The following is a 25,868-nucleotide window of genomic DNA, read 5'->3' as shown; positions in this document are numbered from 1 at the left end:
ATGATAAACTTTGTTGCTAACCAATTAATCAAAGCAGGTTTTTAATTCTAAAATATGCGTAGATCTATACTCGTTGCAGCGTTCATGCTTCATGCTGTGCTTTTTGTACAGGCACAGGAAATAACATCACCCGATAAAAACCTTACACTCAAATTTGAGCTACAGGGGAACGGTGTGCCAACATATCAGCTCCATTACAAACAAAGGGAGGTGATCAGGCCCAGTAAACTCGGTTTAGAGACTAAAGATGTGCCATCGTTCCTGGATGGCTTTACCATCTCCAAAACAGAACAAAGCACATTTGACGAGTCATGGAACCCGGTTTGGGGCGAAGAAAGAACCATCCGTAATCACTATAATGAATTACTGGTAACGTTAACACAAAAAGCCGTTCAGGACAGGTATATCCGCATCCGCTTCCGTCTGTTTAATGACGGCCTGGGCTTCCGGTATGAATTCCCGTCGCAAAAAAATCTGAATTACTTTATTATCAAAGAAGAACATACGCAGTTTGCCTTAACCGGCGATCATAAAGCGTTTTGGCTGCCCGGCGATTTTGATACACAGGAGTATGAAACGGTAACATCAAACCTTTCAGAAATCCGGGGCAAAATGAAAGCCGCCGTTACGCCCAATGTATCGCAAACCACCTTTTCGCCAACAGGAGTACAAACCCCATTGATGCTGAAAAGTAAAGATGGTCTGTACATCAACATCCACGAGGCTGCCCTGATTGATTATTCCTGCATGTCGTTAAACCTGGATGATAAGAATTTTGTGCTCGAATCATTTTTAACGCCCGATGCTATTGGCGATAAAGGTTATATGCAAGCCCCAACACAATCGCCATGGCGCACCGTGATTGTGAGCGATAAAGCCGCAGGCATACTGGAATCAAGACTGATCTTGAACTTAAACGAGCCAACCAAATACAAAGATGTATCCTGGATAAAACCCATTAAATACGTAGGCGTATGGTGGGAAATGATCACCGGTAAAAGTACCTGGGCTTACACCGATCTGGAAAATGTGCAACTGGGTATAACCGATTATTCCAAAACCAAACCTAACGGCAAGCATGGCGCTAATACGCAACATGTAAAAGAGTATATCGATTTCGCGGCTAAAAACGGGTTCGACGCTGTATTGGTTGAAGGCTGGAACCAGGGCTGGGAAGATTGGTTTGGCAAAACCAAGGATTTTGTATTTGATTTTGTAACCCCCTACCCCGATTTTGATGTAAAAGAACTGCACCGTTATGCCGCCGAAAAAGGGGTGAAAATTATTATGCATCATGAAACCTCAGGCTCTGTACGCAACTATGAGCGCCATTTGGATACAGCGTATAAGTTTATGGTAGAGAATGGCTACAACGCTGTAAAAAGCGGTTACGTTGGTCAGATCATCCCCCGTGGCGAACACCATTACGGGCAATGGCTGGTCAATCATTACCTGTATGATATTACCAAAGCCGCCGAATATAAAATTATGGTGAACGCGCATGAGGCGATAAGACCTACCGGCTTGTGCCGCACCTACCCCAATTTAATAGGCAATGAGGCTGCCAGAGGAACAGAGTACGAAGCTTTCGGAGGCAACAATCCAGATCATACCACCATTTTGCCTTTCACCAGGCTCATGGGTGGTCCGATGGATTATACCCCAGGGATCTTTGAAACACAGTGCAGCGTTTACAATCCCGAGAATAAATCATTTGTACATACCACGCTGGTGCATCAATTGGCTTTGTATGTAACCATGTACAGTCCGCTGCAAATGGCGGCCGATCTTCCTGAAACCTATAATAAATACATGGATGCTTTTCAGTTCATCAAAGATGTTGCTGTTGACTGGGATGAGAGCCATATTCTGGAGGCAGAGCCAGGCGATTACATTACCATTGCCCGTAAAGCCAAAAATAAAGAAGAATGGTACATTGGCAGTATTACCGATGAAAACCCGCGCGTAGCCAATATTACATTTGAGTATCTGCCCAAAGGCAAAACGTATGAAGCAACTGTTTATGCCGATGGTAAGGATGCCAGTTATGATAAAAATCCGAAAAGCTATGCTATCCGGAAGATCAAAGTAACGTCTAAAACTATACTGAAACAGCCTGTTGCCTCCGGTGGTGGCATGGCCATCAGTATCAAATAAAGGATAAGTGCAGAGAGATAGGTGATTGAAATATATTAGTTTAAGGGGAACCCGCTATTTATAGCGGGTTTTTTTATGCGAGATTCATCATAACGCGATCACCTGATTTTTGCTGCACGGCTTTTTTCCTATCTTGCAGTTTTTGAAAACAGAAATGAAGAGACTTTCCTTATTAACGTTATTGAGCTTTTTAACAGCTACTTTAACATTCGCGCAGCAACCAGACTTTATTGAAAACAAGCTCGACACTTATATTAAGCAAGGCTTAAAAGACTGGAACCTTCCGGGCTTGGCCATTGCCATTGTAAAAGATGGAAAAACAGTCATCATGAAAGGCTATGGCGTCAGGGACATTAAAACAAATGAACCGGTTGACGAAAACACTTTGTTTATGATAGCCAGTAACAGCAAGCTATTTACCGGTACGGCATTGGCGCAGTTAGATGTGGACAAGAAACTGTCGCTTGATGATAAGATCACCAAATATTTTCCAGGTTACTCGGTATATGATGCTTCTACCACACCCTTGCTTACCATTAAAGATTTGCTGGGCCATCATTTAGGCACAAAAACCTTCCAGGGCGATTTCACCTTTTGGAACACTACCCTATCCCGTCAGGAAATTATGAACCGGATGAAACTTCTGAAACCATCGATGGAGTTCAGACAGAGCTTTGGCTATTGCAACAGCTGTTTTTTAACCGCGGGTCAGGTGATACAAGAGGTTACCGGCAAGCCTTGGGAAACCTATATTCAGGATAGCATCCTAACTCCTCTGGGCATGAACAATACCTATCCCCTAACGGTGGGTATAGCGGCACGTAAAGGTGTTTCCAAGCCATATACTAATGCTTTTACCGGCCAGATGGTTGAATTACCGTATGACCAGGTTGATAACCTGGCCCCAGCCGGCAGCATAGTAAGTAACGTAAAAGATGTGGCCAAATGGTTAACCATGCAATTAGATAGCGGCCGGTATGAAGGCAAACAGATCATCGCCTGGAAAGCGCTCCAAAAAACCCGCGACGAAAATACGATTCTGGGCAGCAGGGCATCGGCAGTTTACCCAACCCACTTCCGGGGATACGGCCTTGGTGTTTTTGAGGCAGATTATAATGGCAAACAGATATTCTGGCATACCGGCGGCGCGAATGGTTTTGTAACCAATACCTGCTTTGTCCCCGAAGAAAAACTGGCTATCACCATTTTAACCAATAACGATAACCAAAGCTTTTTTGAAGCCCTGCGTTACCAGATCCTGGATGCCTACTTGGGCGTTCCTTATGTGGATCGCAGCCAGGCTATGCTGAAAGGCTTTAATCCCGATCAGAAAGAAACCGTAAAGAAAACAGACGATATGCTGGCTCGTGTAAAAGGAAAAGCCCCTGAGCTGTCGCTTGCTGCTTATGCCGGTAAATATCAAAACCCCCTTTATGGACAGATAGAGGTATCCATAAATAAAAAAGACTTGCTGATTAAATTCAGCAATCACCAATACCTTACCGCTTCGCTAAAATATATGGACAATGGCGAGTGGATCTTGACATACAACAATGCCGCTTATGGTATTTTTCCACTGAGGTTTAAGATAGATAACAATAAAGTAATATCTACCGAAATTAAAGTGAACGACGGATTGGAATATGATCCTTATTTGTTTGCGAAGGAAAATTAGTAGAATACCCCTCGTATACATAAAAGCCTTTGAATTTTTGATTCAAAGGCTTTTATGTATAGTTAATTTGTAAATTTATTAGTTGCTATTTTGCAAACTATTTTAACCTCACATTGCCTGCATAACCCTTTAAAAACTAATGAACAAATTCGTCTGGTTAATTTATCTGCCCCTCCTGTTACTTTTAAGCTGTGGTTTAAATGAGGATTGCCCCCAGGATATTAATCTTTTACCCATGTATGGGAGGGTTAAGAAATGTAACGCTCAAATTGAAAGTGATAGCGTCTTTTTAAAGCAATGTGATCGTAACCATAAAAGTAGAAAAGAGAATGCAATACATTTTGTTGATAGAGGCTGGGAATACTATTATAAAAACATACCGGATACTGCCATGATGCGGTTTAACCAGGCATGGTTATTAGATAGTTTAAATGCAGATATTTATTGGGGGTTTGCAAACCTGGTTGGAGGGAAAGGCAAGTTAAAAGAATCTTTACCTTTATTTAATCGTTCTATAGAAATTAACGGAACCAATGCCAAAGTATGGGAAAGCGCGTCGAATAGTTATGGACAATTGTTCGTTCAAACCAATGACATAAATTATCTGAATATAACTATCAAGTATCTAAAAACAGCAATTAAGCTTGAAGCTAATAATCCTAAAACGTATGCTTCATTAACTGCTGCATATACCTATTTTGTTCAAAAGGACAGCGCCAGGAAATATCTAAAAATAACTGATGGGTTAGACAAAAATGCCATTAATCCCACTGTAAGAAAACTTATTGGGGAGTAATAAGGTAATTGTTAAAATAAGGCTCTCCGTAAAGAGAAATATGGAATGAAGCAGGACAATTCTATAAGGAGAATCCCACCCCACCCTGCACCCTAAAACCGCTGTTTACAACCTCATTGAGCTGGGTTTTATCAACCTGTCCGTTGTTGAGGTAAAGTTCATCGGTACCATTACCGGTTTGCCAGTTAAAGTACGCGCCCCCTGCATGTATGCTGAGGTTGCGATAAAGTGTGTACACAAACTGTCCGCCTGAATCAATCCCATAACCATTGGCATGGTGGCGATAGCTAACCGGGTGCTGAAAAGTTTGAATCAAATTCCAGTTGGCCTTGCTGTTATAATTTACCTGGTTATAGGTAACATCGGCAGCAAATTTTAAGTTTTTGATGATGCGTACAGATGAGGTTACTTTTAAAAAGGCCCCTTTCCAGTTAGGTTGATAGGTGCTGTTCAAATCAGGAAAATTTCCTGTACGGTCCAGCAAATGCAGTGATTGTTTGCTCATGGTGTACCCCACATAAGGTATCAGGCTAAAGCGCTCGTTGTTGATCAGGATAAAACCAGCTCCGGCATTCCATAAGGAGGTATTACCTTCATCGGCATTAAATGTTTCGTGATAAGTTGGGTTGGTACGGTTATCGGCGCCATAATCGGTATCGTTTACAGATCCTGATGATATAGATTGCCGGTTATAGCTGGCATACAGGGAAAATTGTTTCCACACATTCCATTGTACATTGGCGGCTATACTTTGCCCGCCCAGGTGCTGCCATTTAAGCTCCGAATAAATATTAGGGTTTTGCCCGTTAAGATTCCCGGCTATTGACCAGTGAAAATTTTGCTGCTGATAACCTGTGGCCAGGGATACCTGCAATTTTTTTTCGATAGATTGAGCATACAAACATGATATGCCTGTAACAAACGCAAAGCAAAAACCTATAAATTTTTTCATCAGGTAAATAAAAAGCCTGCCTTTGAGGTAAGGCAGGCTAAATATAAAGATTAGGTTATTGATTTACACCAAAAGCCTCCCAGCCAGAGGCAGTTGCCCGGGTACAGGTCATAGGCTGTGTGCCATTCTCACTCGAGATGAACTTGCCATTGTTACCTCTGAATGTAACTTTACCGTCCGTTGTCGCAACCCAGTCAAATTTTTCCCAGTCGCTAACAGTGGTGCGGTTACAGGTGATGGCTTGTAGGCCATTTTCTGAAGACACATATTTACCCATAGCTTGCAGCGCGACTTTGCCACCGCCGGCATCAACTACGGTAAATGTTTCCCAGGCAGAAGCGGTTGGACGGTTGCAGTTCATAGCCTGTGTTCCGTTTTCGCTGCTTACATACTGATTGTTGAAACCTTTAAGGGTAATGTTTTGGCCAATTGGCGGGTTTGACGGAGGTGTGGTGCCCGAAAGATCATACACACGTACATAATCAACCTGCATGTTACAAGGCAAGGCGCCATCGTTAATGGTATTGCCGGGCAAGTCGCCGCCGATAGCCAAATTCAGGATAATAAAGAACGGATTGTGGAAAGCACCTGTATTGTTGATGTTGTTGGCAATATTGCCGGTTACATACAGGGTATTATCCACATACCAGCGGATAGAATTGGTATCCCACTCTACAGCGTAGGTATGGAAACCGGTGACACTGGTAGTGGTGCTGCCGCCATATTGCGTATGCTGATTGCCACCAGCAACGGCCCAGTGCATGGTTCCTAATATGGTGCTGGAAGTATTCACCTGCTCCATAATATCAATTTCGCCGCAGCTTGGCCATGGTGTGCCATTGTTAATACTGGCGCCCAGCATCCAGAAAGCAGGCCAGGTTCCCTGTACCGCCGGAAGCTTGATGCTGGCTTCGATCCGGCCATAGGTTGGCTGAAACTTACCCGCAGTGGTCAGCTTGGCCGAAGTGTACGGCTGACCACCCACGGTTTGTTTGCGTGCGGTAATGGTCAAGAGGCCGCCCCCTACAGTAGCATTAGCCGATTGATAGTACTCTTTTTCATTGTTCACACCGGGATTGCCATTGTCTATGTTCCAATTGGCGGTGTTTACACTGGTACCGTTAAACTCGTCAGACCATACCAGCGTACCTGCCCGGGGCGTACTAACCTGGGTTGGATCTGCTTGTGAAGCCGATGGCTTGTTCAAGTCTTTTTTACATGATACGGTAACTACCAGGAGCGCCATTACTATAAGGGCTCCTTTTACAGAAATTAAAAATGATTTCATAACGTCGGTTTATGTTAATAATTAAGTGGTTGTACAAAATAATAACAGATGATAAGTTAGTGCCGGCTATGGTAAGCTGTATACCCGCACATAATCAACCTGCATGGTGCATGGCAATGCGCCGTCATTAATGGTATTACCGGGCAGATCGCCACCAATAGCCAGATTCAGGATAATGAAAAATGGATTGTGGAAAGCCCCGGTATTGTTAATATTGTTAGTAATGTTACCGGTTACATAATTGTTGCCATCAACAAACCATTTGATGCCGGCACTCGTCCACTCTATAGCATAGGTATGAAAGCCGGTTACGCTGGTTGTAGTGCTGCCGCCATATTGCGTATGCTGATTGCCACCGGCTACTGCCCAGTGCATGGTTCCTAATATGGTGCTGGAGGTGTTAACCTGTTCCATAATGTCCATTTCACCGCAGCTTGGCCATGGGGTTCCGCTGTTTATATTGGCCCCTAACGTCCAGAAAGCTGGCCAGGTACCTTGTACCGCAGGCAATTTGATCCGGGCCTCGATGCGGCCATATGTTGGCTGATATTTACCCGCGGTTGTTAACTTACCCGAAGTATAGGGTTGCCCGCCAACAGTTTGTTTACGCGCGGTAATATTCAGGAAACCTCCGGATACGGTAATGTTAGACGATTGATAAAACTCCTTTTCATTATTTACGCCAGGGTTGCCGTTGATAATGTTCCAGTTATTGGTGTTTACGCTGGTGCCATTAAAGTCATCAGACCATAACAGTGTGCCCGCCCTTGGCGTGCTTACCTCGGTTGGGTCTGTCTGCGAAGCGGACGGTTTGTTGAGGTCCTTTTTACAGGATGCTGTTAGTGCCAGGACTGCCATGGCTGCCACGGCTCCTTTGGAGATGTTAAAAAATGATTTCATAAGATAGGTATGTTAATAGTTAGTTTATAAGTTTTACTGGTTTACGCCAAAAGCTTCCCATCCGCTGGCTGTAGCACGGGTGCAGGTCATGGCTTGTGTGCCGTTTTCGCTGGATATGAATTTGCTGTTGTTGCCGCGCAGGGTAACTTTACCGTCGGTAGTGGTTATCCAGTCAAATTTTTCGGTATCGGAAATAGAAGTACGGTTACAGGTAATGGCCTGGGTTCCATTTTCTGAGGATACATATTTACCCATAGCTTGCAGCGCGATTTTACCTGCACCTGCATCAACTACCGTAAATGTTTCCCAGCCCGAGGCTGTTGCGCGATTGCAGTTCATGGCTTGTGTGCCATTTTCGCTGCTTACATATTGATTGTTAAAGCCTTTAAGTGTGACGGTAGAACCTATCGGTGCTCCTGTTCCTCCGCCTGATGATTGCGTGCCCGACCATTTGAATGTGGCTACTGCGCCGGCTGCCAGGCTATAAGTAAAAGATTCTGCACCCCATTTTACTTTGAAACTAACGGCTGATGATCCGTTGTTCAATGCTACCAGAACTTTGCTGCCATCGGAGTTTTTGAAAGCTACGTTTTGGATGCTGCCCGATAAATTTGATGAAATGCGAACAGCTCCCGGGCGCACAAACCGTGCGGCGTGACCAATAATATAGTAACCAACATTGCGGGTGATGGATGTACCGCTTACGGTAATACCACCCAAACAAGTGCTACAGCCACCCGGTGTATGTGGGTTGTTGTTCGGGTCCGATGCCAGGTTCCACTCCAGTACATTGCGGCTCCAGTTACGGGTTGCGCCAATGATCAGGGTATTCACGTGCCAGGAAAGGTCGCCGCCAAAATTGCTGGGGGCTCCAACCCATTGCTCAGTGAAATAAATATTCTTGTTGGGATAAGCATTATGAACATCGGTTAAGGCTCCAATACTGCCTGAGTACAGGTGGAATGCGGAACCATCCACATAAGGATTGGCGCCGGCATCGGCCAGTACGGCCTCAGGATAATCAACCCTGTCGGTATTGTGATCGTACGCGATGATCTTGGTATTCAAGCTCGCGGCGCGTAATTGTGGTCCCAGGTTGTTTTTGATGAAGTTGGCCTGTTCGTTAGCCTGCATCACCATACTTGGGTTGTTGTATGGGTTCAGTGGCTCATTTTGTGGCGTTATGGCATCAATAGTAATGCCTTGCGCCTGCATAGCCTGTATGTATTTTACAAAATAGCGGGCATAGGCATCGTAATAAGCTGTATTCAAGCTGCCGCCGGTGTAACCGTTATTACCGGTTGTGTTCACCTTCATCCAGGTTGGGGCTGTCCATGGGCAGGCCAGAATCTTGATGGATGGGTTGATAGCCAGTATTTTTTTCAGAATAGGGATCAGGTCCTGGTTTTCCTGGCTGATGCTAAAGTTGTTCATGTTTACATCGCCGGAAGTTTGGTTATAGGTAAAATCGCTGGAACTCAAGTCGGATGCCCCAATACTGATACGTAAATAACTGATACCGATCTGTCCGTTGGCTGTACCGAAAAGCTCGTTCAATACCGCGGCCTGGTTACCACCAAGGCCATTAAGCAAACCAGCGCTTCCGCCGGTTAAGGTAAAGCCAAAACCATCGATGCCCTGGTAGCTGGTGTTTTCGTCAACGGTTATGGTTGTAGCGTTGGTGCCTGCATCGGCAGCAAAATTAAAACTGGCCTGGGCCTCTAGTTGTTTCGACCTGTCGGATGTCGTAACCCAGGCATTAACCACTTCATTCGCGGCGCGGGATACGGTTTGGGTATCCTGCCCGGGCGTCACTGCTGCCGAAGCGCGTGAATCCTTTTTACAGGAATAAAATACCCCTGCGGATAGCAGGATAAATACCGCCAGCCATTTTAAATTGTAATTGATCTTCATAAGTTGTTATTAGTTAATTGGTTTTTTGTGCATCGATCTCCACGTACGGTCCATCTGCAGCAGGCGCAAAACATCATTGGTGATTTAACCACAGCTTAAAATATTTGGAATTTTAACCCGTGTATCAAATACACCAGTGCAAAAGTTTTTCAGGAAGGCAGCGTTATGTACGGTTTATAAATGTTGTAACAAATTTATGTTATTTTAAACGTAATAAACAAGAAAAATTTTCATAAATAACTGATTAATAATAAGTTATATTAAATTCGATACGCTTTAAACGCAGGCTCATAAACTTTATAAAAGGGCTGCTTAACGTTGTAGGGAGGGTTTTTATAAATAAAATAAATATTTGTGATACGCTTGTATCGCAATTAATTTGAAAGAAAAAAATGGAAAGGTATTATACTGGGATAGATGATAAAAGCTTAATAAACAGCATGATGGATCAATTAGCCGAATTGTCGATCACCAGCTTGCTCCAGCCTTTGTTTCCGACATCTTTGATCTCTTTCTTACGGGTTTCCATCACTTTTTTAATCCGCGAGCTATAGGCCCAGCAGGTACTTTGACGGATTGACAGGATCTCAGATAACTTATGTGATGATATTTTTCCTTTGGTAGAATACATTAAAAATATCATATAAAAGGCCTTATTAATAGGTATACGCGTATTTTGTAAAATGGTATAAGCTATTACCGATTCTTCATATCCACATTTGGAGCAGCGGCGGCTGTACGGCAAGTGCCCGCTGCCATAATGGGTGTTATTGCATTTGCGACAGGCATAACTATTGGCCCATTTTAAATCAGACAGAAACTTAAAGCAGGTTTCACGGTCGGGATATATCCGGCTGAATTCTTCAAAATCAACCTCGGCCGACATTACACGGTCGTGCGTAACTTTCTCAATGTCGTTGTGTAAAATGATATTATCCTTTTCAAGCAATATGTTCATCCTTGAAATTTCCTCGGCTTGCTGCTGCAGCAATTCATTAACAGACCGGAGCTCCTCGTTCTGTTCGGCAATCATACCAGATTTTTCAACCAGCTCCTTGGTACGCTCCTGTACCTGCTCTTCCAGACGCTTGTTGAGTACATCTTTTAGCTCTTCATTTTGCTTCATCTGCATAATGATGCTGTGCTGGGCGTCATCCTTTTCCTTTTTCAAGATCCTCACCTTATCGCCAATGGCAAAAGATATAAACAACATTTCCATAATGAAACAACCACTGAGGCTGTAATAATCAAACTCGGTAACCGGCAGCCACCACATATTAAGCGCTATGCAGCTTTTGATGATAAAGCCGATGAGCAAAAAGCTATAACCTATTACAAAAAAACGAGCCGGTTTATACCCGTTAAGCAAAGTATAGCAACCTGCATAAAAAGCAAGCGACAAGGGGATAAACTCAATGATCTTATAATTGAACCAGCAATTGTCGATCAAAAGACAGGCTACAAAAAACAAACTGCGCCCTAAAATTACCCAGCGGATAAGTTTGTTTAAACGGGGGGCGTTTACCTTTAAATTGAGCAGTTTTTGGGTAAACAGCACCGCGAAAATACTGGCGGCAAATAAGGCTATACCGTAGGCATACTGGTTCCAGAACGGGGCGTTTGGCCACATGTATTGGTAAGCGATACCATCGGCGCACATTTCATATAAACCGATGCTGATGTTGTAGGCGATGTAATACAGGTACTGTATCTGCCGCATGGCAATAAACATCATGAAATTGTACAGGCCGAACACCAGGATCATCCCATAAAAAACACCAAAAAAGAAATACTCATCCAGCGCGTAACTGATAAACCGGCTTACCGAACGGAGTACAATAATGATGTTTACCGAATGGTTTGATTTGATGCGCACGTAATAAACACCATCATTATCGGTATTGGGGTTAAGGTTAAGCGTGAGGTTTTTATGCTGATAGAACCGGGCCCCGAAAGGATGCCGGCTTCCGAGGGATGTTACCAGGTAATTACCTGGTGTAATGGGCGAATAAACCGTAATACTATCAATGGTTTGATCAAAAAACTCCAGGATCCAGCTGTTTTTGGTGCCAGGGTTTTTACCGATCTTCAAACGGTACCAGTAAGCAGAACCGGGGTGTTTGGTTACCGGGGTTGGTTCAGTGTTTACTTTAAAAGCACCGGCAAGCGACAGGTTTTTTACCTGGTTAAAAGTAAGTTTCCCGGTGGTATCTTCCAGGGATAAAAGCTGTTTATATCCAAATATATGCTGCTGTACCTTATCATTTATAGGTACTGTATTTTGCGCGCACGCGTTTATAATAAGGCACAAAAAGAGCACCTTGGTTAACAGAAATGACCGCAATAAAAGTTTCAACATGCTCACAAGCAGGTAAGGGATCTTCCGTACCAATAATTAATAATTACCGGTACGGAAGCTGGTTAGTTTTGGTTAGTGTCAGGCCGGATACAATTATAATAGTTTTCTTTTTATTATCCTATTAAAAGTACTTAATACAGTTATTTAACGGGGTGTAAATAAGTATTATACAGTTAATTTAGCCGTTTTTGCTTCAAAATAGTGCTAAATAGCCATTACGCATGGGCTAACAGCGTATATTAGTATCTTTTATTGAACATTATGAATAAAAAAGGGCTCATAATTTTAATGCTTGCGGCTGTTTTGCTGCATGGGGTGGTACTGGCGCAAAATATACGGGTGGCGGCCGCGGCCAATCTGCAATCGGTAATAACGGTTTTGCAGAAGGATTTTAAACAAAGAACTGGAATTACGATTGAACCCATTATTGGCTCATCCGGAAAACTGGTGACGCAGATCAGTAATGGAGCCCCTTTTGATGTTTTCTTATCGGCTGACATGAGTTTTCCGGAAACGCTGTTTAAAAACGGGTACGCCGAGAAAAAGCCTGTGGTTTATGCCGCCGGGAGCTTGATTATCTGCAGCTCGCAAAATATAGGCTTTAACAATTGGGAACGGTTATTACTAACTGCCCGGGTCAAAAAAATAGCCATTGCCAATCCGGCGATAGCTCCATATGGTAAGGCGGCCACCGAATTATTACAACAGAAGGGTATTTTAGATGATGTGCAATCAAAAGTTGTTTATGGCGAAAGCATATCACAGGTAAACACCTATATCACTGCCGGGGTGGTTGACCTGGGCTTTACCACGCAATCACTCATCAAGGAATCCGACAGTAAAACAAAATTGTATTACCAGGTGATCGACCCTAAACAATATGAACCCATATTACAGGGACTGGTGTTGTTAAAACATGGAGCCAACAACCCTGATGCCGAAAAATTTTACCAGTATATATTAAGCCCGGTTGCAAAACGGATATTTACAGCGTATGGTTACCGGCTTCCATAAAAATATTTTCTGATGGATCTTTCACCCATTTGGCTCACCTTAAAACTGGCAGGTATCACTACCCTGATACTGCTGTTTGTGGGATTGCCCTTTGCCTGGTGGCTTTCCCGGGGGCGGTCACTTTTTAAGATCATCATAGAAGCTATTATTACCATGCCTTTAGTATTACCTCCATCGGTACTGGGGTTTTATTTGTTATTGGCTTTTAGTCCGCGGCATGGCCTTGGCAAATGGTTGCAGGAGGTGTTTGATGTGCAGTTTGTATTCTCGTTCCAGGGATTGGTGCTGGCATCGGTTATTTACAGCATACCCTTTATGGTTGGCCCGGTAAAATCGGCATTGCAGCAATTGCCACCGGCTTTGGCCGAGGCTTCCTACACCCTGGGTAAAACCGAATGGCAAACATTCAGGTATGTTTTGCTGCCCAACATTAAACCATCATTGTTAACGGCGGCGGTACTTACTTTTGCCCATACCCTGGGCGAGTTTGGTGTGGTGCTGATGATTGGCGGTAGCATTCCCGGCGTAACCCGGGTGGCCTCCATTGCCGTTTATGATGCTGTGGAACAGCGGGATTACGCTATGGCCAATAATTATTCGCTCATTTTATTTGCTATTACTTTTATACTGGTGATAGCTGTTTTTGTGTTTAATAAGTACCAGGCAAAAAGTCCGTTAGCATGATCAATATAATGATTGAAAAAAGGCTAAAGGCCTACCACGGGCAACAGGTATTGCGGGTTAACCGGCAGTTTGCTACCGGCAGCATCACGAAAATATATGGCCCGTCGGGTTCGGGCAAAACTACGTTCCTGAAAATTATAGCCGGACTGATAACCCCTGAAAAAGGCATTATCAGGGTTGATGCTGTTTCCTGGTTTAATGCCGGTGCCAAGATCAACGTACCCGCTCAAAAAAGAAATACTGGTTTTGTTTTTCAACAATACGCGTTGTTCCCTAATATGACCGTAAGGCAGCATCTCGAATACGCCACAACCAACGAAGCCTGGATAAAAAAACTATTGCTTTTGGGGAAGCTGGATACATTGCAGGAGCACAAACCTGATTATCTGTCGGGTGGGCAGCAGCAGCGCCTGGCCATATTGCGGACCCTGGCTACCAAGCCACAGATTCTTTTAATGGATGAGCCCTTTTCGGCTCTTGACGCTAAAATGAAAACGGAACTGATAACTGAATTAAAAGTTCTTTTAAAAGAACAGGGCACAACCACGCTTATCGTGAGCCATAACCCACATGAGTTGGACGGCTGGGCCGATGGGGAGCTGGTGTTTGAGTAAAAACGCGAGAATAGGAGACGCATGTAATGCGTCTCTACGGATTATTTTTGTAGAGACACATCACATGCGTCTCTTTTGCACTCGTTGTGAACGAGCGCAAGAAGAAAAAAGCAAAAAAGTGGGTTTACATATAAACCCACTTTTTTGCACTTAAATTTATTTAAGTAATTGATTATCAATTGTATAAATTTATGTTAACCGTAAAAAGTGTAAACCATGTAAACCCACTTTTTGCAAGAAGATGATCTTCCTATTCCATAAACCCCTTCCTCCCCTTGCCTCGGGAAGGAATCGCACTGGGCTTGCGCTTTTGTCCAGCATGACGGCCCGGCCTTGATTTATTAATCCCTATAAACAAAAAGAGGGGCATAAGCCCCCCCCTTCTCAAAACAATAAACAACTCACATTTTACCCGCAGTGTCTTTTGACATTTTCTTTTTGCCCATTTTGTCATTAGACATTTTGTCTTTGGACATTTTATCCATTTTGTCGGATTTCTTTTTACCCATTTTGTCATTAGACATCTTGTCCATTTTTTTGCCTTTGGCCATCTTGTCCATTTTACCGGTATCGCTTACCGCAGCGGTTGATACTTTTAATGGCGTTACTGTTTTGGCTTGTACGCTTAAGGTTAAACATACTGCTACTAAACCCGCGGCTAAAGCGCCTGAAATAATTGATTTCATACTTTGATTTTTAAATTTTAATGTGTGGTTCGTTATTAACATTTAACCCTTAGTCGGGTGGGGTATCCGAACCTTACAAAGTATTTTAATTTATTTAACGCCATTTAAAGGTGATCCAAAATTGGCTGTAATTTGCAAGCCAGAACAACTGTGTTTATATTTATTTTACCAAAAAATCATAATAAGGTGTATATAGATAATCATTGGGCTTCAGGAATAATTTGTTGTGCTGAATATCTAATATGATATCAAACCGCTTCAGGAAATTATTTCCGAAAATACCGGCTAATTGAGGGTTGGCCAAAACGCCAGATTGTGCTTGGGATAATAGGGACGGTATCCTGTAAAAATGCTTTTTCCCTAGGGCCACTTCTGGAACCACAACTATAGAAGACTCTGTTTTTATTCCATCGGAGCCTAACGCAGTGGTTTTTGCTACCTGTTTTAAGTTTTGAGCTAAGTGATTTGATTTTGAAAAGTGATCTGAAATTATCAGACCGCTATCGCCGCCCGTATCCATTTCAAAGGGTGCCGTGATTTTTTTATCATCAATAAATAATGCAGCTGTAATAGTAGGCACCCCCATGATAAACTTCAGCTCAAATTTATCATATTGTTTAGTGTCAAATACATAATGCTCAGGGTCATAAAAATACAAGCGTTTCTTATGATAATTTATTTCTATGACGTATTTTTTCATCAGGTTATTTCCAAAAACACCGTCAAAAGGAGCATCACCATACGGAATGGCCAGGTAAGTAACGCTGTCCGTTCTCATATTGCCAAAAAAGAGATTATTCTTAGTACTTGTCTTTACTTTATTTTCACCATTTGCTCCCACATTATTGGTTTCTGAGTCAAAAACCAGTTTTAGTTTTTTACCCAAAATGCTTTCATTGATAACCATAGCTCCCGCCCCTGTATCAAATAAAAAGGTTAAAGTATCTGACTGGTTGATACGGCATTTAATGTATATACGGTTGTCACTTTTTAACTCGAACGGCAGGATTGCAAGAGGTTTTTGTTGAGCGTGAAGCAGTGAAAATGGAATAATAAGTAAAAATGAAAGAATAATGGTTTTCATATTAATAGGAGCGTTTATGAATAGACGCCAGGAAATCCCATTTGTGACATTTTAGCGTTTGTTATACGGTAACAGGCTTCCCAATCCGGTTAGTTTTGAGGTAATGACCTTATCTCGGGTCAATGGTTATGGCTATGCACCAGTGCGACCATAGCCTCAAAATCTAAAATATTTTAATTATTATTCAATCCCTCTTCAATACGCTCTTGCAGTTCTTTTTTAAAGTTTTCATCAAGCAAAAGCGTAGATGCCTGCTGCTCGGTATCATGAAAAAGCTGTAGTACCATCTGGTGGATGATCTGGCTTTGTTTATTGTACAATTGGCACATCGAGCAGCCGGCCAGGTGGACTCGGAGTTCGATGCTTTCGCGAAAACTGAGCTTCCTGATCTGTCGTTTCTCGATGAGCAGGGTGGCTTGTTTGCAGTTATATATGACTTTTTTTAAGTGATTCATGGTTAATGTTTTTAGATCCAATTTTTTTGAAGGCAGGCCCTCAGGCTAAGCTTGGCCCGGTGAATAATAACCCAAAAGTTGGCCTGGGTAACCCGCAGCTCGCTGCAGATAAATTCGGTAGTGGCATCGTCCATGTGTTTCATGGTAAAAACCGACATCCACATGGCCGGGAGTTTTTGCATACATAGTTGCAGGATATGGCTAAACTCTTTCGCCCGCAGCGGTTCAAGATCTTCAATGCCAAGCGGCAGTGGTTGATGGGCTTCGGTCCAATGACCTGTATCTTCCTCAAAAAAATCTTTTTGCTCTTCCTCGGCCTTTTTCTCGGTGATGTTCGCCAGCCCGGATGATTTTTTACGATAAACATCAATGATCTTATTTTTCAGGATGGCCGTAAGCCAGGTCCGCTCGGAGCTTTTGCCTTCAAAGCGGTCAACTTTTTCTAAAGCGGCCAAAAAGGTTTCCTGTACCAGGTCCTTGGCCTGTTCTTCATCATTAAGGCGCGACAGGGTGTACGAATACAGGTAATCGGCATGAGCCTTCACCCAGTTGTGCGGGTCCAGTGATTGTTTTTCAGTTACCATCGATTAAATTTACTCATAACATTTAGCCATTAGTCGTAAGCGCGTTTAAATCCTTACAAAGCAGCACTTGTTTTTTTGAATTGCCGTGATATAATCCTATTTATTAATTAAATTTACATATACCTCATTAAGTATAAATGACTTGCGCTGATACGACCAAATTGGCATCCCCAAAGAAAAAATAAAATTTATTGTAAGGTTACGGTACGCAACCCGACTAAGCAGGAAAACGTATATCAAACAATAGCAATATGAGATCAATTAAAATATTTACCCTTGCTGCCGGTTTTATAAGCGCGGTAATGGTATTAGCGGCCTTTATCATTCCTAAAGGCAATGTCCCGGTAAAAAATAAGGCGATAGCTGATGGTAAAGGTTTTGCTGTGGTAGAGCTTTTTACCTCAGAGGGATGCTCCAGTTGCCCGCCTGCCGATGAACTGGTAGCCCGGATACAAAAAGAGGATAAGGACAAGCAGGTTTATATACTGGCTTTTCATGTGGACTACTGGAACCGCCTGGGTTGGAAGGATGTTTTTAGTAGCGCCGACTACTCCAAACGCCAAAATGAATATGCGAATTGGTTAAACCTGCAATCGGTTTATACACCGCAAATTGTAGTCAACGGTAAAAAGGAATTTGTAGGCTCGGAAGAAGGTACTTTGCGCAATGCCATCACCGCGGGCCTGCGGACTAATCCTGCGGCAACTTTAACCCTTAATACACAAAAAGGACAGGATCATATTACGGTACAATACCGTGTAAATGGCGCCGAAAAAAACACCAACCTGCTTTTAGCACTGGTACAAAAAGCAGCGCAAACCAAAGTGCAGCGTGGCGAAAACGGCGGGCGTACCTTATCGCATGTTCAAATTGTACGCAAAATACAGAACCTGGCTATAAATGCCGGTGGTAATGGCAATGCGACTATTGCCATACCCGAAGGAATAAACACTCAGGATTGGGAAGTAATAGGCCTGGTACAAAACAATACCAACGGCGAAATTTTAGCGGCAACAAAGGCCAATCTAACAACAACGGCCACGGTGAGTAAGTAAAGAAAAATCACTAATTCAATAATTCAGTAATTATACCTGATGAAAGTTATTAAAGAGAAACATCCTTTAGCCATGCGTTGGACGCATTGGGTAAACTTTCCGATACTCACTATTATGATCTGGAGCGGGATGCTGATCTATTGGGCAAATGATGAGTATAAAATAACGCTGTTCGGGTATACCTTTTTCAGCTTTTTTCCCGATTGGTTTTATAACGCTTTGCGTATCCCGCACCGTCTTTCGGAGGGGATGGCTTTTCACTTTTTGTTTATGTGGTTTTTTACGCTGAATGGTATTTTGTATGTACTGTATACCATCATATCGGGCGAGTGGCGCGAATTGGTGCCTCAAAAAAAATCATTTAAAGAAGCGTGGCTGGTGTTGCTGCATGATCTGCACATCCGCAAGATGGCGCCGCCACAAAACAAGTATAACGCGGCGCAGCGCATTGCTTATACCGCCATCATTGTGATGGGGATAGGGTCGGTGATAACGGGCCTGGCTATTTATAAACCGGTGCAGTTTTATTACCTCACCTGGCTTTGTGGCGGTTATCATTTTGCCCGGATCCTTCATTTTGCGCTAACGATAGGCTATGTGCTTTTTTTTGTGGTCCATGTGGTGCAGGTAATCCTGGCCGGGTGGAACAATTTCCGGTCGGTGATCTCCGGATTTGAAGTAGTGAACGAAGATCCTAAACCCATTATTGAAATTACACCCCCAAGTGATGAAAAACCCATTCAGTAAAAAGCATAAAAGCCCTAAAAAGCCGCTTACCGTTGAACAGAAGATCTCGAGGCGTAATTTCCTCTCGTTCGGTACTTTTATTGTAGCCGGAAGCGTGGCTTATGGCGGTTGGAAATGGTTATACAATTCGCCCGAAGAAGCGCGAACTGTAACCGCGGGTGCCCGTGCACCTTTAAGAAGGGCTTTAAACAAAACCGAACTGGCCTTTCGTCGTGTTTTTAGTAATAACAACCTGGTTAAAACCTATCCCAAAGAAATGGCCGCCAAAAATGTGCGCCATAACAGCGACATCGGTTCAGAGGGTAAAATAGATATCGACACCTGGAAACTACAGGTGAAAAAACATACCGGCGAAGTATTGCAGATCACGCTGGATGACATTAAAGCCCTCCCCAAAACAGATATCATTTATGATTTTAAATGCGTGGAAGGCTGGGATCAGATATCGCACTGGGGTGGTGTAAAGTTCGTCGATTTTATCAATCATTTTAAGCTCGGTGCCGAAACGCAATTGCAATATGTGGGTTTGGCGACACCTGATGCGGAGTATTATGTAGGCATAGATATGCCCAGCGCCATGCACCCGCAAACGCTGCTGGCTTACGAGGTTAATGAAAAGCCTCTGCCTCCCAATCATGGAGCCCCTCTGCGGTTGATCATTCCGGTTAAATATGGCATTAAAAACCTAAAACGGATTGGCAGCATGAGTTTTAGCGATAGTCGTCCGCCGGATTATTGGGCCGAACAGGGGTATGATTATTATTCAGGGTTGTAGAACAGAATGACGCGTCATTGCGAGGCACGAAGCAATCTCTATGCTGTACAGAGCCGGCTTTGCTTGGCGTATACCCGCTCTTGGCCGCGGGAGGGCCAGTCACTTTTTCTTGATAAAAAGTAACCAAAAATCAAGTCACCAGAAATGCTTCTTTGCCGCACATGGCCTTTGCCCTGCAAACCGGACAGAACCACGGACTGCTAAACCTTACCTCTACTTCGTTCGCTCATTATCCCCGCTTCGGGTAAGGTTCGCTATGCCCCTGCAACCGCACAGGCCAGCATTGTTCTACCCGCTTTCGCCCGAAGCTGTTCTGCTGACGGGAAACTCATTCTGTTAATCCTTAAATTCTGTAAATCCTGATTCAGACAACCCGCGTTAGGGATAGCAGCGGATACCGGCCCGGCGCCTAATGCCTGCAGGCGTATGAGCGGATAGCCCGGGCCGAAGGTAACGCCCGGATGATGCTTGATGCCTCCAAACCCATATTCATCAATCCTTTAACGATTTATCTTTTCAGTAAAACTCAATAATTCAGTAAATCAAAAAGTATTCAATTTATCCATCATTTGTAATCTGCATATTTGCACATCCGCACATCCATATAATATTTGCATATTGCATATATGCCGGCTGTTAAACTGCCACTTTCAAAACAACTTGCTTACGCCTGTGGAATGATAGGCTGGAGCATCATGACCAATATTATCATTGTGATGCTGCCCTACTTTTATTTACCACCATCCAATGCCGGGTTGATACCTTTGGTGCCTCAGCTACTTGTGTTTGGTGTGTTTAATATCATGTCGCTCATTGCTGCTTCTGGCAGATTTGTTGATGCCCTATTTGATCCTTTTATTGCATCGCTAAGTGATAAAAGCGAAAATGCCAAAGGGCGCCGCATCCCTTTTATGAAATGGGCCATTATACCCGCTGTTGTTTTTTGTTCGCTTACTTTTTATCCGCTGGTTAAAGGCGAAAGTGTTACCAACGCGATGTGGCTTACTTTTACGCTCATTTGTTTTTTTATGGGTGCAACGGCCTATATTATTCCCTACAACGCCCTGCTGCCCGAATTGGCCCATACCGGTGCCGAAAAGGTAAAACTATCATCATTACAGCAGGTGGGTTTTGTGGTTGGCATTATCATATCTGCCCTGGTTAATAACTTTGCCGACCTGGTGCAGCACATCCTGCATACCCCAAACCGGGATGTTGCGGTACAACACACCATTTTGGGGCTGTGCATTTTTGCCGGCCTGGTGATGCTGGTACCGGTTCTGGCTATTGATGAAAAGAAATATTCGAGAAGCGTGCCTACGCACCTGCCCTTACTTGCGGCCATTCGCTTAACTTTTACCAGCCGTAACTTTAAATACTATCTCATTTCCGATTTTTCGTACTACATGGCCCTCAGTATCATATCAAGTGGATTGTTGTTTTTTGTAACGGTTCTGTTGGGTCTTCCCGAATCAATGGGTGGTATATTGATGGGATCTATGGTGCTGTTTTCATTGGTGTTTTACCCGCTCATCAATTACCTGTCCAAAAGGATAGGTAAAAAGCCAATTATGCTTTTTTCGTTTGGCTTATTAAGTCTCATTTTTGTGGCCATATTTTTCCTGGGGAAGCTCCCGCTATCACCAACGGCGCAGGTTTATATACTGGTGTTAAGCACATCGTTCCCGCTGGCATCGCTGGGTATATTACCCAATGCCATCCTGGCCGAAATTGCCGAGAACGACGCCAAAGAAACCGGCGAGAACAGTGAAGGGATGTTTTTCGCGGTGAAATATCTTTTTGTAAAACTGGGGCAAACCCTGGGTATAGCACTTTTTGCGTTTTTAACCGTTTATGGTAAAGATCCCGGGCACGACTATGGCCTGCGGCTCAACGGCATTTGCGGTTGTGTGCTTTGCATACTCGCCATGGTTTTTTTCAGTAGGTTCCGGGAGCACAGGGTAAAATGAAAAGGCAGATTCTGGTCTTTTTATTATCTTTAGATCGCCTGTGAAGTTAGTATCTGCAATGAAAATAAATTTAAAATCAGTATTTATAATCTTTCCTTGTTTATGTACCCTATTTATAGTTGGCGGTTGTCATCAGACCGATACTAAAAAACAAAACATTGCCGGAACGGAAAGTTCAGATATCATTAGCCACAAACTACCGGTAAAAGCTATGCATGATGACCTGACCATACTGTGGGCTGTTATTAAAGAAATGCACCCAGCCTACGGTGTTTTTACCCCACCAGATAGTCTGCGCCGTACTTTTGACCATGTAGTAGCCTCTATCAATCAACCTTTGTCCGAAACTGATTTTATAGCACACGTTTACCCTTTTATAAGCAATCTGCGCTGCGGGCATACCCAGGTAAAGTATCCTGTAGGATATAAACCATCTGGACCTTCGTCTCCCCGTTTGCCCTTTGAGGTACTGGTGAAAAATCATCATGCCTGGATCACTAATCATTATTCTAACGAATTAAATACCGGCGACGAGATCATCAGTATGAACAATACCCCGGTTGCAGCCATTGTTGATCACGGATACGACCTGTATGGCGGTGATGGATATAATGAAACATTTAAAGAAGTTTTTTTAAGCGAGTATGGCGGATTTGAGGATGCCTGTAACAAATATTATCACTGGTTGCCACCCTATCATATTACCCTGCGTAACAAACAGGGTAAATTAAAAAGCCTTGTGGTTAATGCCCTCGCCCCTGGCGCTACATTAAATACGCCCGCAGCAAAAACCAATAATTTAGCCGATTGGACAGAAGCGAAAGATACAGATCATTTACCCCTGCGCTTTTTAAAGGGCAAACCGACCGCATGGTTTGTCACCAAGCCCTATCAGTATGCCGATACCAATATTTACAAAGAAGCCTTTAAACAGATACATCAGCGGGGGATCAAAAACCTGATCCTGGATATGCGGCATAATACCGGTGGCGATATTCGTGTGGCTATCCGCTTACTGTCATTCCTGGCCGATAGTTCATTCAGCATTGTTAAGGATGTAAAGGCCCGTATCCCAAATCCCGCTATCAGCCGTTTTGAACGCTATTTTGACACCGCCCGTACATCAAGCTTTAACGAAGGTTTTGAGCCAGGTCCGGAGGATGGCACTTATTATCATATCAAATTCAGGCCTACTGCCTGGGGACAGCTGTACGGCAGGTTGCCCTTATATAAATCTGATCATTACAAGGGGAAATTAGTTGTTCTAATTGACGGGGCCACATTTTCGTCGGCTGCTTTGTTTACCGCCGCATTGAAGGCTCAGCGTAAAGATGTGGTGTTTGTTGGCCGCGAAACTGCCGGTAACGAGCAGGCTTGCAGCGGGGGCACCATTCAGCATTTAACTTTGCCCAATACCCATGTTATTGTTGATTTCCCCTGGATGCGTTTTGTATCGGCTGCTAAACGTTACGATTTTGGCCGCGGCATTATGCCCGAGTACCCGGTGGAGTACAGCCCGGAGGACATTGTGAATAAAACAGACCCCGACCTGCAAAAAGCCTTAAGCCTGATACGCTAAAGCCTGTTGTTTAAGCAAGGGTTTAATCTGTTTGCCCTGCTGTGCTTCTGCTGCGCAAGCAAACAGGAAAGATGCTGCTAATGCTATCAGCAGACCCTTTATCATATTGATATCGATCTTCATTTCCATATTGTTTAAAATCCACGCAGGAAGCGATCGGGTATGAAACAACAAAACCATCGCTTTTAAGTATAAAACGATGGTTTTGTATAGAATGTGCTATTGTAACAGAAATTTTAAACTAACGTGAGTTTGGGATAATAGATAGGGATCCAATATCAACAAAAGTTGTCATTTCGAACGAGGTACGAGGAGAAATCTTTTACGATATATCATTTTAGACAGCATGGAGTAAAAGATTTCTCCTCACTCCATCGCTTTGTCCATCGCTGTTTGTCGAAATGACAGTTGGTTTTTACCCTGAACATACTTTAAACTAAATTCTTTTTAATGTAGGTAATGCTTTGGGTGATACTGTCAAAAGGATCGCCGGGGCAAACGTCCTGCTCTACAAAAAAGTATTTTAGGCCTGCTTTATTTGCCTGGGTGAATATCTTTTTAAAGTCGATAATACCATTGCCCACCTCGGTGAATTTGCGCTCAGGCGTTTTATCCAGATCCTTTACATGCCATAGCGGGAAACGGCCCGGGTGCTTATTAATTAAAGCGATAGGGTCCTGGTTGGCTTTGGTTAACCAGTACAGGTCTATTTCAAATTTTACCAGGTTTTTATCAGTCGCCCCTAACAGGATCTCGTAAGGGTATTTGCCGTTTTCCTGTACAAATTCAAAATCGTGGTTGTGGTAACAAAGTTGTATGCCCGATTTTTTGCAGGTCTCGCCTGCTTTGTTAAAATCTTCGGCTATTTTTTTATAATGATCCAAATTGCCGCGCTCTGGTGTCGACAGATAAGCACACACCATGTATTTCACACCCACTTCGGCCGCGTCGGTAACCGCTTTTTCCCAATCATTCAGGATTGTGCCTTTTTGCGATGCGCCGTTCACCTGCTCTTCGCCCAGGCGGTAATGCGCGCTTGGCATGATGAGGCCGTTTTGTTTTAAAAGCGCTTTGAATGCTTTAGCGTCCATGCCGTAAAACAATTCGTTGCCGGTGTAGGTGGCGCCCTCTACCGAGGTATAGCCAACCTGGGCAACTTTAGCCAAAGCAGCTGCCGGGTCTTTTGACATGGCATCACGTACGGTATACAATTGCAGGCCGATATACTTTTTATCGTAAGCAAATAAGTTCGGAGCCGCTAAAAGTCCGGCAGAAATTAATGCCGAAGTTTTGAGAAAGGAACGTCTGGTTGTCATCGATTTACTTTTAATTGGTTAATGTAAATATAGTGTATTATGAACACTAAAAGCAAGCACTTATTATTGCCTCCTGTGAAATGTTCTTAAAAAAGCTCATCCGAAAGGTTAGGCTAAAGCCATTTTTGTGTGTTGAAATAGTCCTAGTCCGTTGGCTGAAGCCAAACGGCAATGAATAAAAATACACATGCCTAAATAGGGTCTAAATTCATTGCCGTCCCATTTATGGGGCGGAAAATAATAAAAAGAAAGGCGGCTTCAGCCAAACGAATTGTGATGATCTTTAAAGAGATTTCTCTGCAATTAATCGAACAGATCAATTAAACCTGCGAAGCCCCTGTTGGCTGTAACAATGTTGATGTAATGTGCGATACCAGCTTGGCATCGGAGTAATCGGGGATGCTGCTTACCTTTTTCCATTCCGGGTCGGAGCCGAAAGCTTTCCAGTGTGCGGCCTTGGCATCCAGATCATCAAACGTGATCATATAGATGAGGTTAGGGCGGTGATCGCCGATGATAGTTTCGCCAAAAAACACGGGATTAAAACCCAGCTTTTTAAAAATATCTATCTCGCCGGCATCGTTAAACATTTCCAGTTTCTTTTTGCCCGCGTTTTCGGTTGCGTGCTCATACCGGCGCAGTTCGAAAATACGCTGACCTTTTTTAGGTACCTCCATTTGTGGCATATGTGCAAAGGCTTTTAACAAGGAGCTCTCGATACGCTCATAAGCTGGCTCGGTGGCAGGAGCGGTTAAATAAGGAGCTCCTTTTTCCAGGTAAACCGGGTCGAGGTTAAGTTTTTCCTGCACGGCTAAAAAATCGGCCAGGCTGCTGAAAGGGATGAGCGCGTAAATTTTGGTTTGCCCTTCGGGTTTTAGTTCGGTAAATACGCCGATGTTTTTACTGCCCAGTTTATTCAAAGCCGGGATAGCCGCATTCTGAAAATAATCTTCTACCAGTTTTTGCTGCGCCTGGTTTTTTAAAATATAGGTACGCAACTCGTAAAACTCGGTACCCTTTTTTTCTTTTACTGTTGATGCCATGCTGCTATGGGTTGATATACCGGCTGCCGCTGCCGTTAAAGCCGAGGCTTTCAGGAATGAACGTCTTTTCATGCTTAGATGGTTAATAAAATAAAGGTAGCAAGATAAAGGTAAAACGTATTATTGAATATGTCATTGCGATTTCTATGATACAAACAAATGCTTTTGGTAAGGTACTTGGTTTTTAATAACAGCGAAGATTCGATGGATGATTTTATTTC

At 43.4% G+C, this 25,868-nt stretch carries 23 protein-coding genes; 11 read left to right on the top strand and 12 right to left on the bottom strand.

Going from position 1 to position 25,868, the window contains the following annotated elements; all coding sequences use genetic code 11:
* Positions 1-54: 54 nt before the first annotated feature.
* From BLR84_RS28400 to BLR84_RS28390, 3 genes are all read left to right on the top strand, one after another.
* On the top strand, positions 55-2,157 hold the full coding sequence (locus BLR84_RS28400) for a glycoside hydrolase family 97 protein (protein ID WP_090473646.1): 2,103 nt from the start codon (positions 55-57) through the stop codon (positions 2,155-2,157).
* 154 nt (positions 2,158-2,311) lie between these two features.
* Positions 2,312-3,832 carry a serine hydrolase gene (locus BLR84_RS28395; RefSeq protein WP_090473645.1) on the top strand — a complete coding sequence of 507 codons (1,521 nt, stop codon included), beginning with the start codon at positions 2,312-2,314 and terminating at the stop codon, positions 3,830-3,832.
* A gap of 139 nt (positions 3,833-3,971) precedes the next feature.
* Positions 3,972-4,628 carry a tetratricopeptide repeat protein gene (locus BLR84_RS28390; RefSeq protein WP_090473644.1) on the top strand — a complete coding sequence of 219 codons (657 nt, stop codon included), beginning with the start codon at positions 3,972-3,974 and terminating at the stop codon, positions 4,626-4,628.
* A 61-nt stretch (positions 4,629-4,689) separates the two neighbouring features.
* On the opposite strand, the gene BLR84_RS28385 is transcribed toward BLR84_RS28390, so the two are convergent.
* The 5 genes from BLR84_RS28385 to BLR84_RS28365 form a co-directional block, all read right to left on the bottom strand.
* Entirely contained in the window at positions 4,690-5,580 is an 891-nt protein-coding gene (locus tag BLR84_RS28385) for a hypothetical protein (protein WP_090473643.1), read from the bottom strand.
* 55 nt (positions 5,581-5,635) lie between these two features.
* Positions 5,636-6,868, bottom strand: coding sequence for a family 16 glycosylhydrolase (locus BLR84_RS28380; protein WP_090473642.1), 1,233 nt, complete (start codon positions 6,866-6,868; stop codon positions 5,636-5,638).
* 66 nt (positions 6,869-6,934) lie between these two features.
* Positions 6,935-7,768: a glycoside hydrolase family 16 protein gene (locus tag BLR84_RS28375; RefSeq protein WP_090473641.1), complete on the bottom strand. Its 834-nt coding sequence runs from the start codon at positions 7,766-7,768 to the stop codon at positions 6,935-6,937.
* Between the two features lie 33 nt (positions 7,769-7,801).
* Positions 7,802-9,682, bottom strand: coding sequence for a glycoside hydrolase family 30 beta sandwich domain-containing protein (locus BLR84_RS28370; protein WP_090473640.1), 1,881 nt, complete (start codon positions 9,680-9,682; stop codon positions 7,802-7,804).
* Between the two features lie 448 nt (positions 9,683-10,130).
* Positions 10,131-12,041: a 7TM diverse intracellular signaling domain-containing protein gene (locus tag BLR84_RS28365; RefSeq protein WP_090473639.1), complete on the bottom strand. Its 1,911-nt coding sequence runs from the start codon at positions 12,039-12,041 to the stop codon at positions 10,131-10,133.
* Between the two features lie 261 nt (positions 12,042-12,302).
* Here BLR84_RS28365 and modA point away from each other — a divergent pair, with 261 nt between their 5' ends.
* The 3 genes from modA to BLR84_RS28350 are packed head-to-tail and all read left to right on the top strand — an operon-like array spanning position 12,303 to position 14,353.
* Positions 12,303-13,055, top strand: a complete 753-nt coding sequence (gene modA, locus BLR84_RS28360) for a molybdate ABC transporter substrate-binding protein (protein WP_090473638.1) — start codon at positions 12,303-12,305, stop codon at positions 13,053-13,055.
* A 12-nt stretch (positions 13,056-13,067) separates the two neighbouring features.
* On the top strand, positions 13,068-13,739 hold the full coding sequence (gene modB / locus BLR84_RS28355) for a molybdate ABC transporter permease subunit (RefSeq protein WP_090473637.1): 672 nt from the start codon (positions 13,068-13,070) through the stop codon (positions 13,737-13,739).
* Entirely contained in the window at positions 13,736-14,353 is a 618-nt protein-coding gene (locus tag BLR84_RS28350) for an ATP-binding cassette domain-containing protein (protein ID WP_090473636.1), read from the top strand. The genes modB and BLR84_RS28350 overlap by 4 nt, the downstream gene beginning before the upstream one ends.
* 401 nt (positions 14,354-14,754) lie before the next feature.
* On the opposite strand, the gene BLR84_RS28345 is transcribed toward BLR84_RS28350, so the two are convergent.
* The 4 genes from BLR84_RS28345 to BLR84_RS28330 all read right to left on the bottom strand — a co-directional run bounded on the left by BLR84_RS28345 (position 14,755) and on the right by BLR84_RS28330 (position 17,162).
* Complete coding sequence (locus BLR84_RS28345) at positions 14,755-15,039, bottom strand: hypothetical protein (protein WP_143014016.1); 285 nt, start codon at positions 15,037-15,039, stop codon at positions 14,755-14,757.
* A 160-nt stretch (positions 15,040-15,199) separates the two neighbouring features.
* The gene (locus BLR84_RS28340) at positions 15,200-16,123 is read right to left on the bottom strand and encodes a retropepsin-like aspartic protease (protein ID WP_090473634.1); all 924 of its coding nucleotides are present in this window, start codon (positions 16,121-16,123) and stop codon (positions 15,200-15,202) included.
* A 173-nt stretch (positions 16,124-16,296) separates the two neighbouring features.
* Complete coding sequence (locus tag BLR84_RS28335) at positions 16,297-16,578, bottom strand: hypothetical protein (RefSeq protein WP_090473633.1); 282 nt, start codon at positions 16,576-16,578, stop codon at positions 16,297-16,299.
* Between the two features lie 11 nt (positions 16,579-16,589).
* Positions 16,590-17,162, bottom strand: a complete 573-nt coding sequence (locus tag BLR84_RS28330; protein WP_090473632.1) for a sigma-70 family RNA polymerase sigma factor — start codon at positions 17,160-17,162, stop codon at positions 16,590-16,592.
* Positions 17,163-17,413: 251 nt separating this feature from the next.
* Between BLR84_RS28330 and BLR84_RS28325 the strand changes: the two genes are divergently transcribed.
* The 5 genes from BLR84_RS28325 to BLR84_RS28305 all read left to right on the top strand — a co-directional run bounded on the left by BLR84_RS28325 (position 17,414) and on the right by BLR84_RS28305 (position 23,288).
* Positions 17,414-18,217 (top strand): DUF1223 domain-containing protein, encoded by an 804-nt coding sequence (locus BLR84_RS28325; protein ID WP_090473631.1) that lies wholly within the window; start codon positions 17,414-17,416, stop codon positions 18,215-18,217.
* A gap of 39 nt (positions 18,218-18,256) precedes the next feature.
* On the top strand, positions 18,257-18,964 hold the full coding sequence (locus tag BLR84_RS28320) for a cytochrome b/b6 domain-containing protein (protein WP_176852180.1): 708 nt from the start codon (positions 18,257-18,259) through the stop codon (positions 18,962-18,964).
* Positions 18,945-19,739, top strand: coding sequence for a molybdopterin-dependent oxidoreductase (locus BLR84_RS28315; protein ID WP_090473630.1), 795 nt, complete (start codon positions 18,945-18,947; stop codon positions 19,737-19,739). Before BLR84_RS28320 ends, BLR84_RS28315 begins: the two co-directional genes overlap by 20 nt.
* A gap of 626 nt (positions 19,740-20,365) precedes the next feature.
* Positions 20,366-21,709: an MFS transporter gene (locus tag BLR84_RS28310; protein WP_090473629.1), complete on the top strand. Its 1,344-nt coding sequence runs from the start codon at positions 20,366-20,368 to the stop codon at positions 21,707-21,709.
* Between the two features lie 58 nt (positions 21,710-21,767).
* The gene (locus tag BLR84_RS28305; RefSeq protein WP_090473628.1) at positions 21,768-23,288 is read left to right on the top strand and encodes a S41 family peptidase; all 1,521 of its coding nucleotides are present in this window, start codon (positions 21,768-21,770) and stop codon (positions 23,286-23,288) included.
* On the opposite strand, the gene BLR84_RS30180 is transcribed toward BLR84_RS28305, so the two are convergent.
* The 3 genes from BLR84_RS30180 to BLR84_RS28295 all read right to left on the bottom strand — a co-directional run bounded on the left by BLR84_RS30180 (position 23,271) and on the right by BLR84_RS28295 (position 25,719).
* Complete coding sequence (locus BLR84_RS30180) at positions 23,271-23,411, bottom strand: hypothetical protein (RefSeq protein WP_176852179.1); 141 nt, start codon at positions 23,409-23,411, stop codon at positions 23,271-23,273. The two genes, BLR84_RS28305 and BLR84_RS30180, sit on opposite strands and share 18 nt — an antisense overlap.
* A gap of 308 nt (positions 23,412-23,719) precedes the next feature.
* On the bottom strand, positions 23,720-24,604 hold the full coding sequence (locus BLR84_RS28300) for a sugar phosphate isomerase/epimerase family protein (protein ID WP_090473627.1): 885 nt from the start codon (positions 24,602-24,604) through the stop codon (positions 23,720-23,722).
* A 320-nt stretch (positions 24,605-24,924) separates the two neighbouring features.
* Entirely contained in the window at positions 24,925-25,719 is a 795-nt protein-coding gene (locus BLR84_RS28295; protein ID WP_090473626.1) for an NIPSNAP family protein, read from the bottom strand.
* Positions 25,720-25,868 lie beyond the last annotated feature (149 nt).

The sequence above is a fragment of the Mucilaginibacter sp. OK268 genome, from assembly GCF_900103125.1.
GTDB lineage: Bacteria > Bacteroidota > Bacteroidia > Sphingobacteriales > Sphingobacteriaceae > Mucilaginibacter.
This window is presented reverse-complemented; position numbering and strand designations above follow the sequence as displayed.

Coding starts and splice junctions, on each gene's coding strand:
- BLR84_RS28400 (WP_090473646.1), top strand. CDS start 55: ATGCGTAGATCTATACTCGTTGCAGCGTTCATGCTTCATGCTGTGCTT.
- BLR84_RS28395 (WP_090473645.1), top strand. CDS start 2,312: ATGAAGAGACTTTCCTTATTAACGTTATTGAGCTTTTTAACAGCTACT.
- BLR84_RS28390 (WP_090473644.1), top strand. CDS start 3,972: ATGAACAAATTCGTCTGGTTAATTTATCTGCCCCTCCTGTTACTTTTA.
- BLR84_RS28385 (WP_090473643.1), bottom strand. CDS start 5,580: ATGAAAAAATTTATAGGTTTTTGCTTTGCGTTTGTTACAGGCATATCA.
- BLR84_RS28380 (WP_090473642.1), bottom strand. CDS start 6,868: ATGAAATCATTTTTAATTTCTGTAAAAGGAGCCCTTATAGTAATGGCG.
- BLR84_RS28375 (WP_090473641.1), bottom strand. CDS start 7,768: ATGAAATCATTTTTTAACATCTCCAAAGGAGCCGTGGCAGCCATGGCA.
- BLR84_RS28370 (WP_090473640.1), bottom strand. CDS start 9,682: ATGAAGATCAATTACAATTTAAAATGGCTGGCGGTATTTATCCTGCTA.
- BLR84_RS28365 (WP_090473639.1), bottom strand. CDS start 12,041: ATGTTGAAACTTTTATTGCGGTCATTTCTGTTAACCAAGGTGCTCTTT.
- modA (WP_090473638.1), top strand. CDS start 12,303: ATGAATAAAAAAGGGCTCATAATTTTAATGCTTGCGGCTGTTTTGCTG.
- modB (WP_090473637.1), top strand. CDS start 13,068: ATGGATCTTTCACCCATTTGGCTCACCTTAAAACTGGCAGGTATCACT.
- BLR84_RS28350 (WP_090473636.1), top strand. CDS start 13,736: ATGATCAATATAATGATTGAAAAAAGGCTAAAGGCCTACCACGGGCAA.
- BLR84_RS28345 (WP_143014016.1), bottom strand. CDS start 15,039: ATGAAATCAATTATTTCAGGCGCTTTAGCCGCGGGTTTAGTAGCAGTA.
- BLR84_RS28340 (WP_090473634.1), bottom strand. CDS start 16,123: ATGAAAACCATTATTCTTTCATTTTTACTTATTATTCCATTTTCACTG.
- BLR84_RS28335 (WP_090473633.1), bottom strand. CDS start 16,578: ATGAATCACTTAAAAAAAGTCATATATAACTGCAAACAAGCCACCCTG.
- BLR84_RS28330 (WP_090473632.1), bottom strand. CDS start 17,162: ATGGTAACTGAAAAACAATCACTGGACCCGCACAACTGGGTGAAGGCT.
- BLR84_RS28325 (WP_090473631.1), top strand. CDS start 17,414: ATGAGATCAATTAAAATATTTACCCTTGCTGCCGGTTTTATAAGCGCG.
- BLR84_RS28320 (WP_176852180.1), top strand. CDS start 18,257: ATGAAAGTTATTAAAGAGAAACATCCTTTAGCCATGCGTTGGACGCAT.
- BLR84_RS28315 (WP_090473630.1), top strand. CDS start 18,945: ATGAAAAACCCATTCAGTAAAAAGCATAAAAGCCCTAAAAAGCCGCTT.
- BLR84_RS28310 (WP_090473629.1), top strand. CDS start 20,366: ATGCCGGCTGTTAAACTGCCACTTTCAAAACAACTTGCTTACGCCTGT.
- BLR84_RS28305 (WP_090473628.1), top strand. CDS start 21,768: ATGAAAATAAATTTAAAATCAGTATTTATAATCTTTCCTTGTTTATGT.
- BLR84_RS30180 (WP_176852179.1), bottom strand. CDS start 23,411: ATGAAGATCGATATCAATATGATAAAGGGTCTGCTGATAGCATTAGCA.
- BLR84_RS28300 (WP_090473627.1), bottom strand. CDS start 24,604: ATGACAACCAGACGTTCCTTTCTCAAAACTTCGGCATTAATTTCTGCC.
- BLR84_RS28295 (WP_090473626.1), bottom strand. CDS start 25,719: ATGAAAAGACGTTCATTCCTGAAAGCCTCGGCTTTAACGGCAGCGGCA.